Origin of the sequence: Lysobacter sp. yr284, from assembly GCF_900107375.1 — a bacterium.
Lineage (GTDB): Bacteria > Pseudomonadota > Gammaproteobacteria > Xanthomonadales > Xanthomonadaceae > Lysobacter.
In genome coordinates, this window is sequence record NZ_FNPT01000016.1 from 1 (window position 1) to 13,859 (window position 13,859).

General features: G+C 72.3%; 10 protein-coding genes and 1 pseudogene. 5 read left to right on the forward strand and 6 right to left on the reverse strand.

The features are described 5' to 3' along the window. Nucleotides 1-286 precede the first annotated feature (286 nt). The 5 genes and pseudogenes from BLV01_RS19000 to BLV01_RS19020 form a co-directional block, all read right to left on the reverse strand. A pseudogene (locus BLV01_RS19000) lies at nucleotides 287-1,147 on the reverse strand (cation diffusion facilitator family transporter); the annotation flags it as partial. Between the two features lie 118 nt (nucleotides 1,148-1,265). Then, nucleotides 1,266-4,547 carry an efflux RND transporter permease subunit gene (locus BLV01_RS19005; protein ID WP_091803560.1) on the reverse strand — a complete coding sequence of 1,094 codons (3,282 nt, stop codon included), beginning with the start codon at nucleotides 4,545-4,547 and terminating at the stop codon, nucleotides 1,266-1,268. Further along, nucleotides 4,537-5,583 (reverse strand): efflux RND transporter periplasmic adaptor subunit, encoded by a 1,047-nt coding sequence (locus BLV01_RS19010; RefSeq protein ID WP_091803563.1) that lies wholly within the window; start codon nucleotides 5,581-5,583, stop codon nucleotides 4,537-4,539. Before BLV01_RS19010 ends, BLV01_RS19005 begins: the two co-directional genes overlap by 11 nt. Continuing rightward, nucleotides 5,580-6,998, reverse strand: coding sequence for a TolC family protein (locus BLV01_RS19015; protein WP_091803566.1), 1,419 nt, complete (start codon nucleotides 6,996-6,998; stop codon nucleotides 5,580-5,582). Before BLV01_RS19015 ends, BLV01_RS19010 begins: the two co-directional genes overlap by 4 nt. Nucleotides 6,999-7,094: 96 nt before the next feature. Next, complete coding sequence (locus tag BLV01_RS19020) at nucleotides 7,095-7,424, reverse strand: hypothetical protein (protein WP_091803570.1); 330 nt, start codon at nucleotides 7,422-7,424, stop codon at nucleotides 7,095-7,097. Nucleotides 7,425-7,818: 394 nt separating this feature from the next. Here BLV01_RS19020 and BLV01_RS19025 point away from each other — a divergent pair, with 394 nt between their 5' ends. The 5 genes from BLV01_RS19025 to hemC all read left to right on the forward strand — a co-directional run bounded on the left by BLV01_RS19025 (nucleotide 7,819) and on the right by hemC (nucleotide 12,876). Continuing rightward, nucleotides 7,819-8,892, forward strand: coding sequence for an energy transducer TonB (locus BLV01_RS19025; protein WP_091803573.1), 1,074 nt, complete (start codon nucleotides 7,819-7,821; stop codon nucleotides 8,890-8,892). Nucleotides 8,893-9,014: 122 nt separating this feature from the next. Then, nucleotides 9,015-9,719 (forward strand): alpha/beta hydrolase, encoded by a 705-nt coding sequence (locus BLV01_RS19030; protein ID WP_091803575.1) that lies wholly within the window; start codon nucleotides 9,015-9,017, stop codon nucleotides 9,717-9,719. Between the two features lie 23 nt (nucleotides 9,720-9,742). After that, nucleotides 9,743-10,813 (forward strand): sensor histidine kinase, encoded by a 1,071-nt coding sequence (locus BLV01_RS19035; protein WP_091803578.1) that lies wholly within the window; start codon nucleotides 9,743-9,745, stop codon nucleotides 10,811-10,813. 17 nt (nucleotides 10,814-10,830) lie between these two features. Then, nucleotides 10,831-11,565 carry a LytR/AlgR family response regulator transcription factor gene (locus tag BLV01_RS19040; RefSeq protein WP_091803581.1) on the forward strand — a complete coding sequence of 245 codons (735 nt, stop codon included), beginning with the start codon at nucleotides 10,831-10,833 and terminating at the stop codon, nucleotides 11,563-11,565. A 372-nt stretch (nucleotides 11,566-11,937) separates the two neighbouring features. Then, a complete protein-coding gene (gene hemC / locus BLV01_RS19045) occupies nucleotides 11,938-12,876 on the forward strand; it encodes a hydroxymethylbilane synthase (RefSeq protein WP_091803584.1) in 939 nt (312 codons plus the stop codon). A 300-nt stretch (nucleotides 12,877-13,176) separates the two neighbouring features. Here hemC and BLV01_RS19050 read toward each other — a convergent pair whose 3' ends face one another. Continuing rightward, the gene (locus tag BLV01_RS19050; protein WP_217633544.1) at nucleotides 13,177-13,857 is read right to left on the reverse strand and encodes a DUF481 domain-containing protein; all 681 of its coding nucleotides are present in this window, start codon (nucleotides 13,855-13,857) and stop codon (nucleotides 13,177-13,179) included. Nucleotides 13,858-13,859 lie beyond the last annotated feature (2 nt).

Below are 13,859 nucleotides of genomic sequence, written 5' to 3' on the forward strand. Positions count from 1 at the left end.
AGCCACTAAGTCCAGCACCTTGCGCCGGGATGCGCCGTAAGGGGCTTCCTGCCCCTACGGCGCACGCGCGCATCCATGCGCGCGCCCTCCGGGTCTGCGGAACTGCGGCCTCGGGCGAGGTGGAGACAAAGCCAAAGCTAAAGCCAGAAGCAGCGGCAAGAGCAACAACAAAAGCGATCGAAACGGCAGTTGGACTCAGTGCTTTCAAGCTTCACGCGGTTGAGGCCAACCGCAAAAAACACGCTCAACCATGCGGCGCATCGCAAGCCTCGCCCTCGCACGCCTCGCTCTCGATCTGCAACGTGCAATGCTCGATCCCATAGCGCTCATCGAGCAGCTTCGTCAATTCCCGCCGCAACGCCTCGCCGTCGGTTCCCGGCGCCACCACCAGGTGCGCGGTCAGCGCCGGCGTGCTCGATCCCAGCGACCACACATGCAGGTCGTGCACGCCGGCCACGCCGGCGGTCGAGGCCAGCAGCGCGCGCACCGCGTCGAGGTCGATGCCCTTGGGCACGCCTTCCATCAGCACGTTGCCGGCCTCGCGCAGCAAGGTCCAGGTGCGCGGCAGCACCCACAGGCCGATCAGCACCGCCAGCACCGGGTCGATCCAGGCCCAGCCGGTGTAGCGGATCGCGATCGCGCCGGCGATCACCGCGACCGAGCCGAGCATGTCGCTCCACACTTCCAGGTAGGCGCCCTTCATGTTGAGGCTCTCGCCGCTGCCGGCGCGCAGCAGGCGCATCGCGATCAGGTTGACCGCCAGGCCGAGCGAGGCGATCACCAGCATGCCGGTGGTGGCGATCTCCGCCGGCTTGGCGAAGCGGCCGACCGCCTCGTAGAGGATGTAGCCGGCGACGACGAACAGCATCAGGCCGTTGGCCATCGCGCCCATCGCTTCCATGCGCGCGTAGCCGAAGCTGCGGCGGGCGTCGGCCGGCCGGCGGCTGAGCCGCACCGCGGTCAGCGCGATCATCAGCGCGACCGTGTCGGTGCCCATGTGCGCGGCGTCGGACAGCAGCGCCAGGCTGTTGGTGAGGAAGGCGCCGATGACCTCGGCGATGAGGAAGCCGCCGGTCAGCCCCAGCGCCCACCACAGCGGTTTCTCGTGGCGGATCGCAGTGGTGCCGTGGTCGTGTCCGCTGCCCATGTCGATTCTCCGTCAATGCGGGCCGCCGCCGGGCGGCGACGGCCCATTCAAGCGCGCCGCGCGTGAGCGGCGCGGCATGGACGCGGGCCGTCTCGCGACGGCCCGCGCAGGACCGGCGTCAGTGCGCCGGCGCGGGCTCGCCCGCCGCCAGCGCGGCCGGCGTATCGCTGTTGCCGCCGCGTTCCTCGTTGCGGTGCAGCCAGCGGTACAGCACCGGCAACACCAGCAGGGTCAGCAGGGTCGAGGAGACGATGCCGCCGATCACCACGGTGGCCAGCGGCCGCTGCACTTCCGAGCCGGCGCCGACGTTGAAGGCCATCGGGATGAAGCCCAGCGAGGCCACCAGCGCGGTCATGAGCACCGGCCGCAGGCGGCCGAGCGCGCCGTCGACGATGGCGTTGTCGAGCGGGTCGCCCTGTTCGCGCAGCTTGCGGATGAAGGCGATCATCACCAGGCCGTTGAGCACCGCCACGCCCGACAGCGCGATGAAGCCGACGCCGGCGGAGATCGACAGCGGTATCCCGCGCAGCCACAGCGCGATGACGCCGCCGGTGAGCGCCAGCGGCACGCCGCTGAACACGATCGCGGCGTCTTTGGCCGAGCCGAACGCCATGAACAACAGGGCGAAGATCAGCACCAGGGTCACCGGCACCACCACCGCCAGGCGCTGGCTGGCCGAGATCAACTGCTCGAAGGTGCCGCCGTAGCCGATCCAGTAGCCCTCCGGCAGCTTCACCTGCGCATCGATGCGCGAACGCAGGTCGGTGACGAAGCCGCCCAGGTCGCGGTCGCGCACGTTCGCGGTCACCACGATGCGGCGCTTGCCGTTCTCGCGGTTGATCTGGTTCGGGCCGAGCACCGACTTGATCGTCGCCACCTCGCGCAGCGGCACCGTGCGCGGCGCGCCCGCGAGCCAGGTGGCGTCGCGGCTGGACTCGTCGCGGTCGGCGCTGCCGGCCGGCAGCGGGATCGGCAGGTCGGCCAGCGCGGCCGGGTCCTGGCGCAGGTTTTCCGGCAGGCGCACGACCAGGTCGAAGCGGCGGTCGCCTTCGAAGAACTGGCCGGCCACCTCGCCGCCGACCGCGGTCGCCACGGTCTGCTGCACCGCCGCCGGATTGAGCCCGTACACCGCCAGCGCGCGATGGTTCGGCTCGATGCTCAGCATCGGCAGGCCGGTGACCTGTTCGGTCTTCACGTCGGCCGCGCCCGGCACCTTGCGCGCCACCGCCTCGATCTGCTGCGCGACCTTGAGCAACTGTTGCAGGTCGTCGCCGTAGACCTTGACCGCGACGTCGGCGCGCACGCCCGAGATCAGCTCGTTGGTGCGCATCTGGATCGGCTGGGTGAACTCGAAGTTGTTGCCGGGCAGGGTGCCGGCGATGGCTTCGATCTCCTCCATCAGCGCTTCCTTGGGCTTCTTGGGATTCGGCCAGTCCTTGCGCGGTTTGAGGATCAGGTAGGCATCGGCGACCGACGGCGGCATCGGGTCGCTGGCGACTTCCGAAGTGCCGATGCGGCTGAACACCCGCTCGACCTCGGGCATCGCCAGCAGCGCCTGCTCCAGGTGCTTCTGCATCGTCGTCGACTGGGTCAGGCTGGTGCCGGGAATGCGCATGGCCTGCACCGCCACGTCGCCCTCGTCGAGGCTGGGGACGAACTCGGTGCCCATGCGCGTGGCGATGAAGCCGCTGACGATCACCAGCGCGGCGGTGCCGCCGACCACGACGGCGCGGCTGCGCAGCGCCCAGGCCAGGGCCGGCTCGTAGCGGCGCTTGAGCCAGGCCATGGCCTTGTTCTCTTTCTCGTCGACCTTGCCGCCGAGGAAGATCGCCACCGCCGCCGGTACGAAGGTCAGCGACAGCAGCATCGCGCCGGTCAGCGCCAGCACCACGGTGATCGCCATCGGGTGGAACATTTTCCCTTCGATGCCGCTGAGCGCGAAGATCGGCAGGTACACCGCGGTGATGATGCCCAGGCCGAACAGGCTGGGGCGGATCACCTCGGCGGTGGCCTTGGCGGTGAGTTCGTAGCGCTCTTCACGGGTCATCTGCCGGCCCAGCGAATGCTGGGCTTCGCCGAAGCGGCGCAGGCAGTTCTCGATGATGATCACCGCGCCGTCGACGATCAGGCCGAAGTCGAGCGCGCCCAGGCTCATCAGGTTGCCGGAGACGCCGCCGCGGACCATGCCGGTGATGGTGAACAGCATCGCCAGCGGGATCACCAGCGCGGTGATCAGCGCGGCGCGGAAGTTGCCGAGCAGCAGGAACAGCACCACCACCACCAGCAGCGCGCCCTCGACCAGGTTCTTGGCGACCGTGGCGATGGTGCGGTCGACCAGCGAGGTGCGGTCGTAGACCGGGCTGGCGCTGACGCCCTTGGGCAGGCTGGCGTTGGCGACCTTGAGCTTCTCGGCCGAGGCCTGGGCGACGTCGCGGCTGTTGGAGCCGACCAGCATGAACACCGTGCCGAGCACCACTTCGTGGCCGTTCTGGGTGGCCGCGCCGCTGCGCAGTTCCGGGCCTTCGCCGACCGTGGCGACGTCGCGGATGCGGATCGGCACGCCGTCGCGGCGGTCGAGCACGATCCCGCCGATCTGTTCGATATCGACGATCTGCCCGGGCACGCGCACCAGGAACTGCTCGCCGTTGCGCTCGATGTAGCCGGCGCCGACGTTCTGGTTGTTGGCCGCCAGCGCGTTGACGATGTCGCGCTGGCTCAGGTTCAGCGCCATCAAGCGCGCCGGATCGGGGGTGATGTGGATCTGCCGGGCGAAGCCGCCGGTGGTGTTGACCTCGGTGACGCCGGGCGTGTTGCGCAATTGCGGGCGGATCACCCAGTCCTGCAGGGTGCGAAGGTCGGTGGCGGTGTAGGCGCTGCCGTCGGGTTTGCGCGCCTTCGGGTCGGCGTCGACGGTGTACATGAAGATCTCGCCCAGGCCGGTGGCGATCGGCCCGAGCTGCGGCTCCAGCCCGTCGGGGATCTGCGACTTGAGCTGTTGCAGCCGTTCGGTCACCTGTTGGCGGGCGAAGTACAGGTCGGTGCCGTCCTTGAACACCACGGTGACCTGCGAAAGCCCGTAACGCGAAAGCGAGCGCGTGTAATCGAGCTTCGGCAGGCCCGCCAGTGCGGTCTCGATCGGAAAGGTGACCCGTTGTTCGGCCTCCAGCGGCGAATAGCCGGGCGCCTGGGTGTTGATCTGCACCTGCACGTTGGTGATGTCGGGGGTGGCGTCGATCGGCAGGCGGGTGAAGCTCCACACGCCCAGGCCGATCAGCGCCACGGTCAGCGCCAGCATCAGCCAGCGGTGGCGGATGGCGAAGCCGATGATGCGCTCCAGCGCGCCGGCCTTGTCGTCGCCCGCGGACTCGCCCTTGTTCGGGGGCAGCGGCTCAGTGCTCATGCGAGGCCCCCGATTTTTCGATGTCGGCCTTGATCAGGAAGCTCTGCTCCACCACCACCTGCTCGCCGGGCTTGAGCCCGGACAGCACTTCGACGCGTCGCGCGTCGCGGCGGCCGAGCTTGACCGGGCGCGCGCTGTAGCGCTCGCCGTCGCGCACGAACACGACATCGCCCTCGTCCATGCGCTGCAGCGCGGTCAGCGGCACCGCCAGCGCCACCGGTTGCTGCTCCACCGTCACCCGCGCGTGCACGGCCGAGCCGGGACGCCACAGGCCGTCGGGGTTCTTGATCGAGGCGCGCGCCACGGTGCTCTGGCTGGCGGTGGCGGTGCCCGGCAGGATCCGGTCGATGACCGTGTCCACGCCCTTGTCCTCGCCCATGCGCATCACCGTCACCGGCAGGCCCGGGCGCAGGTGCGAGGCGTCGGCGCCGAATACGTGCAGGTCGACCCACAGCGTCGACAGGTCGGCGATCTCGAACAATGGCGTGCCTTCGACCGCGACTTCGCCGACCGAGGCGTTGCGCGCCAGCACCACGCCGGAGATCGGCGCGGAAATGCCGTAGGTGGTCAGGCTGAGGTTGCTGTCGATGGTGGCGAGCGTCTGCCCGGCCTTGACCGCGTCGCCGATGTTGGCGCGCAGCGAGCGCACCGGGCCGGGATAACGCGCGGTGATGCGCGCCACGCGGCCTTCCAGCGGGGTGATCAGGCCCTGCACGTCGTGCTCGTCGGCGACCGTGCCGGGGCCGGCCGCGGCGGCGACGATGCCGGAGCGGCGCGCGATCTCGTTCGGGATCGTGGCGGCTTCGGGCTTTTCTTCGCCGCCGCCCTTGCCGGGCGCGCCTTCGCCGTGACCGGCTTCGCCGGCGGCTTCCTTGTGCGCGTGGCCGTCCTGGCCTTCGTCGGCATGGCCCTCGTCGGCGTGGTCGTTCTTGCCTTGCGCGGCGGCGGCCTTGGCCGCGTTCTTATCGGAGGCGCCGCCGCAGGCGCTCAGGCTCAGGGCCAGCAGGCCCGCGGCGATCAACAGTTCGGGCTTCATGGCGTGGCTCCTGCGGGGGCGGTGGGTGCGGCGAGGAAGGGTTCGCCGGTGAGGCGCTGGATCTCGATCAGCGCCAGTTGCGCGTCCAGCGCGGCGTCCAGGCGCTGGCGCCGCACGGCGACGCTCTCGGCCTGCAGCAGGGCCAGTTCCAGGTAACTGATCGCGCCGGCGCGATAGGCGTAGTCGGCGGCTTTCTCGGCGCGCTCCAGGCGCGGCAGCACGTCCTGCTTCAAGCGCTCGGTTTCCAGCGCGCCGAGCCGGTAGCGGCCTTGCGCCTCGACCAAGGTGGAGTACAGCGACAGGCCCTTGGCCTCGCGCTCGGTTTCCAGCAGCGCCAGTTCGGCCTGGGCGCCGCGGATGCCGGGCTGCGCGCGCGCGGCCGCGCCCAGCGGCATCGACACGCTGGCGACGAAGCCGAAATCGCCGTTTTCCTGCTGTCGGCGCAGGCCGACCTGCCAATCGACGTCAGCCCTGGACTGGGTCTGGGCCAGGCGCACGCGCGACTCGGCGATGCGGCGCTGGTCGACGAAGCGCGACAGTTCCGGATTGCGTTCCAGCAGGCTCGCCAGCGCGGTCGCGTCCTGGATCTGCGGCAGCGCGAACGGATCGCCGGCGACCGCGGCGAAGCCCGGATCGCGCTCGCCCCACAGCGCGGCCAGGAACTGGCGCGCGGCCAGCAGCCCGCGCTGGGCGCGGCTGCGGTCGAGTTCGGCGCGGGCCAGCTGCGCCTGCGCGGTCAACAGGCCCGACTCGGGCGAAGCGCCGGCCTCCAGGCGCACCCGCGCGGCGGCCACCGCGCGCTTGCGCTGGGCGATGTCGAACTCGGCCAGTTCGATCCGGCGTTGTTCGGCGACCACCGCCAGGTAGCGGCGCGCGGCCTCGGCGAGCAGGTCGAGGCGGCGGCCTTCGCGGTCCACCGCCAGCGCGTCGATGCGGCTCTGGGCGAAGGCCCGGCGCGCGTCGAGCTTGCCGCCGCGTTCGAACACCGAGGCCAGGGTCAGGGTGATTTCGGCGGCCTTGGTCCCGCTCAGCGCGCCGGTGCCGAGGGTGTTGTCGATCGCGGCGCCGGCGACGTAGGCGGGCTTCTGCGCGGCGAGGTCGCGCTCGGCTTCCAGCACGCTGCGCTGGTTGCCGAACAGGCGCAGGTCCGGGTGGGTGTCCTGGATCCGGCCGAAGGCATCGTCGAGGGTGAAGAACGAGGTGGGGCGGGGCGGGTCGGTGCGTGCCGAGTCGGCGCGCGCCGGGGCCGAACGCTTCGAGCCGGCGCGCGCGGCGGTGCCGGCTTCGGCGTGGGTGCCGGCTTGCGCGCCGGGCGGCGAACCGGGCGGCGGGGGTGCAGCAACGGGCGGTCGCGCCTGTGCGGAAAAGCACAGCGCAGCCGTCAGGACGGCCAGGGCCGTCGGACGCAAACGCATGGGGTTGTCTCCTGAATCGCAATAGACGCCGCGCGGCGTCGGGCGCGCGCGGCGGGAGCGGACGGCGATGTCCGTGCCGGCAGGGCCGGCGGCGACTCAGGCGTGGATCGGCGGGCGCAGCGGCTGGGTGGGATCGGCCGCGACGAAGGTCGTGGCGCGCGCTGGCAGCGGGCTCGCGGGGGAGGGGGCGAGCAGCCCCAGTTCGATGCGCGGCAGCAGCGCGGCCTGCACGGCGCAGCAATGGGTGACGTGGCGTTGCAGGTCGCCGCAGCCGTCCTGGTCGGGCAGGCCGCCGGCGTGGGCGGCGTCGAACACCAGGGCGGCGTTGGGCACCAGGTCGTCCAGTTCGCCGACTTCGCCGGCGAAGGCCAGCACCGGCTTGAGCAGCATCACGACGATGAGCACCCCGAAGACGAGGTGGCGCATGACGTTCGCGAGGGCGGACCGGACGGGCATGGGCGCGATCTTAGAAGCCGGCGCGCGCGCAATACAATTCCACCGGGGCGCATGTCGTTCAGTCTGCGCCGGCGTTTCGTGCGCCAGGCAGCGCTATCGCGGCCTGCGGCCGCCGCGCGGCGACCGCGCGCCGCAGGCGCCAGTGGACCGATTGCGCATCGCGCCGCCGCCGCGCCCCCGCGATAATCCGCGCCGCGCGGCAGGACGCCGGGGGACGCGGACGGGACGCCTCGCATCCGCCACGAGCGGGCAATGCGATGCATTCGCCGCGTCATATCCCGGCCCTAAGCTGCGCGCGCATCGAGCGGTACGCATTCGGTGTTTCGCATTCGGCAGTTCGCAGTCGCGGTACAGGGGGTTGGCAGTGAAGTTTGTGATTGAGCCGGTGCGCATCGTCGCCGCCGGCCAGGGCCCGGGCGCGCGCCGCAGGAATGGCGCGTGGGGATGGCAGGACGCCGCAGCCGGCGTCGCCTTGGGTCTGGGGCTGGCGGTCTTGGCGGGGTGCGGTTCGGGCAAGCCGGCCGCGTCCGAATCCGCCGCGGCGGCGCTGGTTTCCGCGCAGGCCGCGGCCGACAGCGCCGCGCCGCTGCCGCCGGCGCTGGACGAACTCGATGCCGGCGGGCTGCGCGACCGCGCCGCCCGCGCGCTGCGCGAGCAACGCATCCACACCCCGGCCGGCGACAGCGCGGTCGACTATTACCTGGCCCTGCGCGAGAAAGACCCCGGCCACGCCGACGTCGCCGCCGCGCTGACCGAACTGCAGCCGTACGTGGTGATCGCCGGCGAACAGGCCCTGGCCGACGGCGACCTGGCCGAATCGCGGCGCCTGACCGACCTGCTCGCGCGCATGGACCCGCAGGCGCCGGCGCTGCCGCGCCTGCGCGAGGGCCTGCGCAGCGCGCACGGCGAACACGAGCGGCGCGCGCGCGAGGACGCCGAGCGGCTGGCCGGCGAACGCGCCGAGGCCGCGACCCAGGCCCGCGCCCAGGCCGCGCAACGCAGCGCCGCGGCCAACGCCGCGCTCAAGGCCCAGGCCAGCGCCAGCGCGGCGGCGGCCGACGAGGCCGCCGCGCGCGCGTCGACCCCGGCGGCGCCGGTGCCGCATCCGGCCGCGACCGCCGCGGCCGCGCCGGCCCCGCCCGCCGCCGCGGCGCCGGCGGCGCCCCGGCCGGCGGCCAAGGCCGCGCCGCGGCTGATCGCCGACGCCAGCCCGCGCTACCCGTCGGTGGCGATCACCCGCAAGCTCGAGGGCAGCGTCGAGGTCGCCTTCACCATCCAGCCCGACGGCAGCACCGGCGCGGCGCGGGTGCTGTCCTCGCAGCCGGCCGGGGTGTTCGACGAGGCCGCGCTGTCGGCGGTGGCGCGGCTGCGCTTCGAGGCCAGCGGGCAGAGCCACCCGGCCCGGCGCACCCTGAACTTCAAGCTGCCGCGGCGCTGAGCGCGGGCCTCGCGCCGCGGTCGGCCCGCCGGCCGAAGCGCCGGCTGCGGTAACCGCCGCCGGCGCGCGCCGGCCCGGCGCCGCGGTTGGCGCGGTCGGCGCGAGCGGCCACAATGCCGCGCATGGACAACGCCTCCCCTGCCGCGGCCGTCGCCGCCCCGCTCGACACCGTCGAAATCGAAACCGGCCCGCAGCCGGCCTGGACCGTGCTGTGGCTGCACGGCCTGGGCGACAGCGGCGAAGGCTGGGCGCCGGTGGTGCCCGAGCTGGTGCGCAAGGACTGGCCGGCGCTGCGCTTCGTGTTCCCGCACGCGCCGGTGCGTGCGGTCACCATCAACAACGGCGCGCGCATGCGCGCCTGGTACGACATCCGCGATTTCCAGGACCTCGCCAACCGCGCCGACGAGGCCGGGGTGGAGGAGTCGGTGGCCCAGGTCGAGGCGCTGATCGCGCGCGAGGCCGAGCGCGGCGTGCCGGCCTCGCGGGTGGTCCTGGCCGGGTTCTCCCAGGGCGGCGCCATCGCCCTGGCCGCCGGCCTGCGCCGGCGCGAGCCGCTGGCCGGCCTGATCGCGCTGTCGACCTACCTGCCGATGGCCGACCGGCTGGTCCGCGAGGCCGCGCCCGCGGCCAGCGCGCAGCCGCTGTTCATGGCCCACGGCAGCCACGACCCGGTGGTGCCGCTGCGCGGCGGCGAAATGGCCGCTGCGCGCCTGCGCACGCTCGGCTTCAAGATCGACTGGCACACCTATCCGATGGCGCACCAGGCCTGCGCCGAGGAAATCGACGCGGTGGCCGCCTGGCTGTCGCAGCGTTTCGCCGCCGCCTGAGCCCGCCGTCGAGCCGCGCGCCCATGGCCGACCTGCGCACCGGCGTCCCCGCGGGCGAGCCCGAGCCCTGGCTGCCGGACCTGTGCCGGCTGCCGCGGCTGGTGGTGATGTTGAGCATGGCCGAGCTGATCGTGATCGTGCTGGCGCTGGCGCCCGACGGCAGCGCCTGGAACCTGGGCCGGTTCGTCTCCTCCAGCGCCTTCGCCCTGTGGCTGGCGCTGGCGATCTCGGTGCTGCTGTGCGTCTCGCGCCGGCACCTGTCGCGGTTGCCGCCGGGGCTGGGCGGTTTCATCGCCACCGCCACCGCCGCCGCCATCGCCGCTGCGGTGGCCGGGGTCACCCACTTCATCGATTCGGTCACCGGGGTCGGCCTGATCCCGGCCGGTACCTCGTTCGCGCGCTTCGTCGGCGGCACCGCGGCGATCGCGATCCTGGCGGTCAGCGTGGTGCTGCGCTACCTGTACGTCAACGACAGCTGGAAGGCGCAGGTGCGCGCCAACGCCCGCGCCGAAGTCGAGGCGCTGCAGGCGCGGATCAAGCCGCATTTCCTGTTCAACAGCATGAACACCATCGCCGGGCTGGTGCGCAGCGACCCGGTCGTGGCCGAGCGCGCGGTGCTGGACCTGTCGGACCTGTTCCGGGCCGCGCTGGGCGCGTCGAAGAGCGACTCCAGCCTGGCCGAGGAGGTCGAGCTGGCCGAGCGCTACCTGGCGATCGAGCAGCTGCGCCTGGGCGAGCGGCTGCGGGTGGCCTGGCGCCGGCGCGAGCCGCTGCCGTGGAAGATGCCGCTGCCGCGGCTGGTGCTGCAGCCGCTGGTCGAGAACGCGGTCCTGCACGGGATCTCGCGCCTGCCCGGCGGCGGCGAGGTCGAGATCGAGCTGACCCAGCTCAGCGACCACCTGCTGCTGCGCATCCGCAACCCCGCCCCGGCCCCGGCCGAGGGCCGCGCCGGCGCCCGCCACGCCCAGCACAGCATCGGCCAGCGCCTGCGCTATGCCTATGGACCCACGGCGCGAATGACCGCAGGATGGGACGGGGGCTACTATCTGTGCGAACTGCACGTGCCGACCGGGGTGGAGGCGCAGAGCCGATGAAGGGTGCGAGGCTGGCCATGAGAGTGGTGATCGCTGACGACGAGCCGTTGGCGCGCGAACGCCTGCGCGGGCTGCTGGCGTTGCGTCCGGACGTGGAGGTCGTGGCCGAGGCCGCCGACGGCCAGCACGCCCTGCACGCCTGCGCCGAGCACCGCCCCGACCTGGTCCTGCTCGACATCGCCATGCCCGGCATCGACGGCCTGGAGGCCGCGCGCCACCTGGCCGCGTTCGAGCCGCGCCCGGCGGTGGTGTTCTGCACCGCCTACGACGCCCACGCGCTGTCGGCGTTCGAGGCCGAGGCGATCGACTACCTGGTCAAGCCGGTGCGGCCCGAGCGCCTGGACGCCGCGCTCGAACGCGTGCGCACCTTCGCCGCCGGCCGCGAGCGCGCCGGCGACGGCGAGACCGCGCCGGGCCAGGTCCGCAGCCACCTGTGCGCGCGCCTGCGCGGCAGCCTGCGGCTGATCCCGATCGAGGACGTGCATTACCTGCACGCCGAAGAGAAGTACGTGATCGTCCACCACGCCCGCGGCGAAGACCTGATCGAGGAATCGCTGAAGTCGCTGGAGGACGAATTCGGCGAACGCTTCGTGCGCATCCACCGCAACTGCCTGGTCGCGCGGCACGAGATCGTCGAGCTCAAGCGCAACGCCGAAGGCCACGTGCAGGCGATCCTGCGCCACGGCAAGCAGCCGCTGGAAGTGAGCCGGCGCTGCGTGGCGTCGCTGCGCGAGACGTTGAAGCATCTGTGATCGCGGAGCGATAGCCTCTCCTCGCCGGACGATCGGCAGCTCCCTGTAGGAGCTGCGCAAGCTGCGACCGCGGGGTAGCCGCTTGCGTCGCCAGCGCGATGTCGCGGCCGCAGCTCGCGCAGTTTCTGCAGCGGCTCGCGTTGCGGCGGCGCAGGCCGGCGCGATCCGCCACTTCGTCATTCCCGCGAACGCGGGAATCCAGAGACTTCAGAGTCATGCTTGGATGAGGCCCTGGATCCCCGCGTTCGCGGGGATGACGGCCGCAGGCGGCACCGCCGCTCCCCGGGGCGCAGGCGGTGCCGCGTCCGGCCTCGACGCGATTCATCGCCCCGCCCTTTGGCCCCAACCCGCCGCAGCGGCGATAATGCCGGCATGAAGACCCTGCGCATCGCCACCCGCAAGAGCCCGCTCGCCCTGTGGCAGAGCGAGCACGTCGCCGACCGCCTGCGCGCGGCGCACCCCGGCCTCACGGTGACCCTGGTGCCGATGAGCACCCGCGGCGACGAGGTGCTGGACCGGTCGCTCGCGGCGATCGGCGGCAAGGGCCTGTTCCTCAAGGAACTGGAACTGGCGATGCAGCGCGGCGACGCCGACTGCGCCGTGCACTCGCTCAAGGACGTGCCGATGGAGCTGGAACCCGGCTTCGCCCTGCCGGCGGTGCTGGAGCGCGCCGACTACGCCGATGCCTTCGTCAGCAACGACCACGACGGCATCGAGAACCTCCCGCCCGGCGCGCGCGTGGGCACCTCCTCGCTGCGCCGGCAGGCGCAGCTGCGCGCGCTGCGTCCGGACCTGCAACTGCTGGACCTGCGCGGCAACGTCAACACCCGCCTGGGCAAGCTCGACGCCGGCGACTACGACGCCATCGTCCTGGCCTGCGCCGGCCTGCAGCGGCTGGGCCTGGACGCGCGCATCCGCCGCCGCCTGGAGGCGCCGCACTGGCTGCCGGCGCCGGCACAGGGCGCGATCGCGGTGGAATGCCGCGAGGACGACCTCGCCATCCGCGCGCTGTGCGCCGCGCTCGACCACGCCGCCACCCGCACCTGCGTCGAGGCCGAGCGGGCGATGAACCGCAGCCTGCACGGCAGCTGCCACGTGCCGGTCGCCGCCTATGCCTGGCTCGACGGCGAACACCTGCGCCTGGACGGCCAGGTCGGCTCGGCCGGCGACGGCCGCAGCGTGCGCGCGCACGGCGAAGGCCGCGGCGACGCGCCGCAGTGCCTGGGCATCGAGGTCGCGCAGAAGCTGCTGGAGCAGGGTGCGGGTGAGTTCATCGCCGCGTCGTTGCTGGACGGCGGCGAGGACGACTGAAGGTGTGGAAGGGGCTTCAGCCCCGACGCTTTCGTACCCGATGTTGCGAGGCGGCCTGAGCGAAAAGCGTCGGGCCTGAAAGGCCCTCCCACAACCACGGGCAAGTGGTACAGGTTTTGTGGGAGGGGGTTAGCCCCGACGCTTTCGTATCCGATGCTGCGAGCCGGCCTGAGCGAAAAGCGTCGGGCCTGAAAGGCCCTCCCACAACCACGGACAAGTGGCCCAGGTTTTGTGGGAGGGGCTTTAGCCCCGACGCTTTTGTGTCCGACGCTGCGCCCGCGATCCGCGCCCGAGCGCGGCTCAGAACCGCCGGATCAGCTCGATCGAACTTTCCGCGCTGTCGCTGCCGCCGCCGCCCCTGTTGTCGTGGCGGATGGCGAAGTCGGTTTCCAGTTTCCAGTTCGAGTACAGGTCCACGTCCAGCCGCACCGACTGTTTGACGAAGGTGTCGCCGCGGCCGCTTTCGACCTGCACGCGCTGGGTCCAGCGGGCGCGCTCGGTGAGGCGCTGGCCGAGGTTGAGCTCGCCGCGGAACACCGCGCCGGTGCGGTTGATGCCGTCGTCGTACAGCGGCGCCAGGCGGTAGCCGGCGCCGAAGCTCAGGCCGATCTGGGTCGGGCCGTCGCGCATGGCCTGCACGCCGTAGCGGGTGCCGATGCGGTAGTCGTTGGAGTACATCGCCCGGCTCTCGCGCGAGCTGGCCGGGGCGCTGACGCCGCCGATGCCGACGCGTTGCTGGCCGGGCAGGAACACGTTGGGCCGCAGCGGCGGCAGTTCGGCCGGGTCGATGTCGGGCAGGCGCTGCTTCGGCGCCATCGCCACGCGCCATTCCTCGTCGCCGCAGCGGGTCGAAAAACAATACAAACGCATCTGCGCCGGATCGCTGGCGATGGCGATCAGCGTCGGGTCCCCGCCGAAGGCGGGATTGGGCAATGTGACCAGGGGCGCGCCGAGCAGGGCGAGCCCGATTGCACCGAGCATCG

What these genes read in the sequence shown, in the direction of transcription:
- BLV01_RS19005 (WP_091803560.1), bottom strand. Translation starts at nt 4,547, where the DNA reads ATGAGCACTGAGCCGCTGCCCCCGAACAAGGGCGAGTCCGCGGGCGAC.
- BLV01_RS19010 (WP_091803563.1), bottom strand. Translation starts at nt 5,583, where the DNA reads ATGAAGCCCGAACTGTTGATCGCCGCGGGCCTGCTGGCCCTGAGCCTG.
- BLV01_RS19015 (WP_091803566.1), bottom strand. Translation starts at nt 6,998, where the DNA reads ATGCGTTTGCGTCCGACGGCCCTGGCCGTCCTGACGGCTGCGCTGTGC.
- BLV01_RS19020 (WP_091803570.1), bottom strand. Translation starts at nt 7,424, where the DNA reads ATGCGCCACCTCGTCTTCGGGGTGCTCATCGTCGTGATGCTGCTCAAG.
- BLV01_RS19030 (WP_091803575.1), top strand. Translation starts at nt 9,015, where the DNA reads ATGGACAACGCCTCCCCTGCCGCGGCCGTCGCCGCCCCGCTCGACACC.
- BLV01_RS19035 (WP_091803578.1), top strand. Translation starts at nt 9,743, where the DNA reads ATGGCCGACCTGCGCACCGGCGTCCCCGCGGGCGAGCCCGAGCCCTGG.
- BLV01_RS19040 (WP_091803581.1), top strand. Translation starts at nt 10,831, where the DNA reads ATGAGAGTGGTGATCGCTGACGACGAGCCGTTGGCGCGCGAACGCCTG.
- hemC (WP_091803584.1), top strand. Translation starts at nt 11,938, where the DNA reads ATGAAGACCCTGCGCATCGCCACCCGCAAGAGCCCGCTCGCCCTGTGG.
- BLV01_RS19050 (WP_217633544.1), bottom strand. Translation starts at nt 13,857, where the DNA reads ATGCTCGGTGCAATCGGGCTCGCCCTGCTCGGCGCGCCCCTGGTCACA.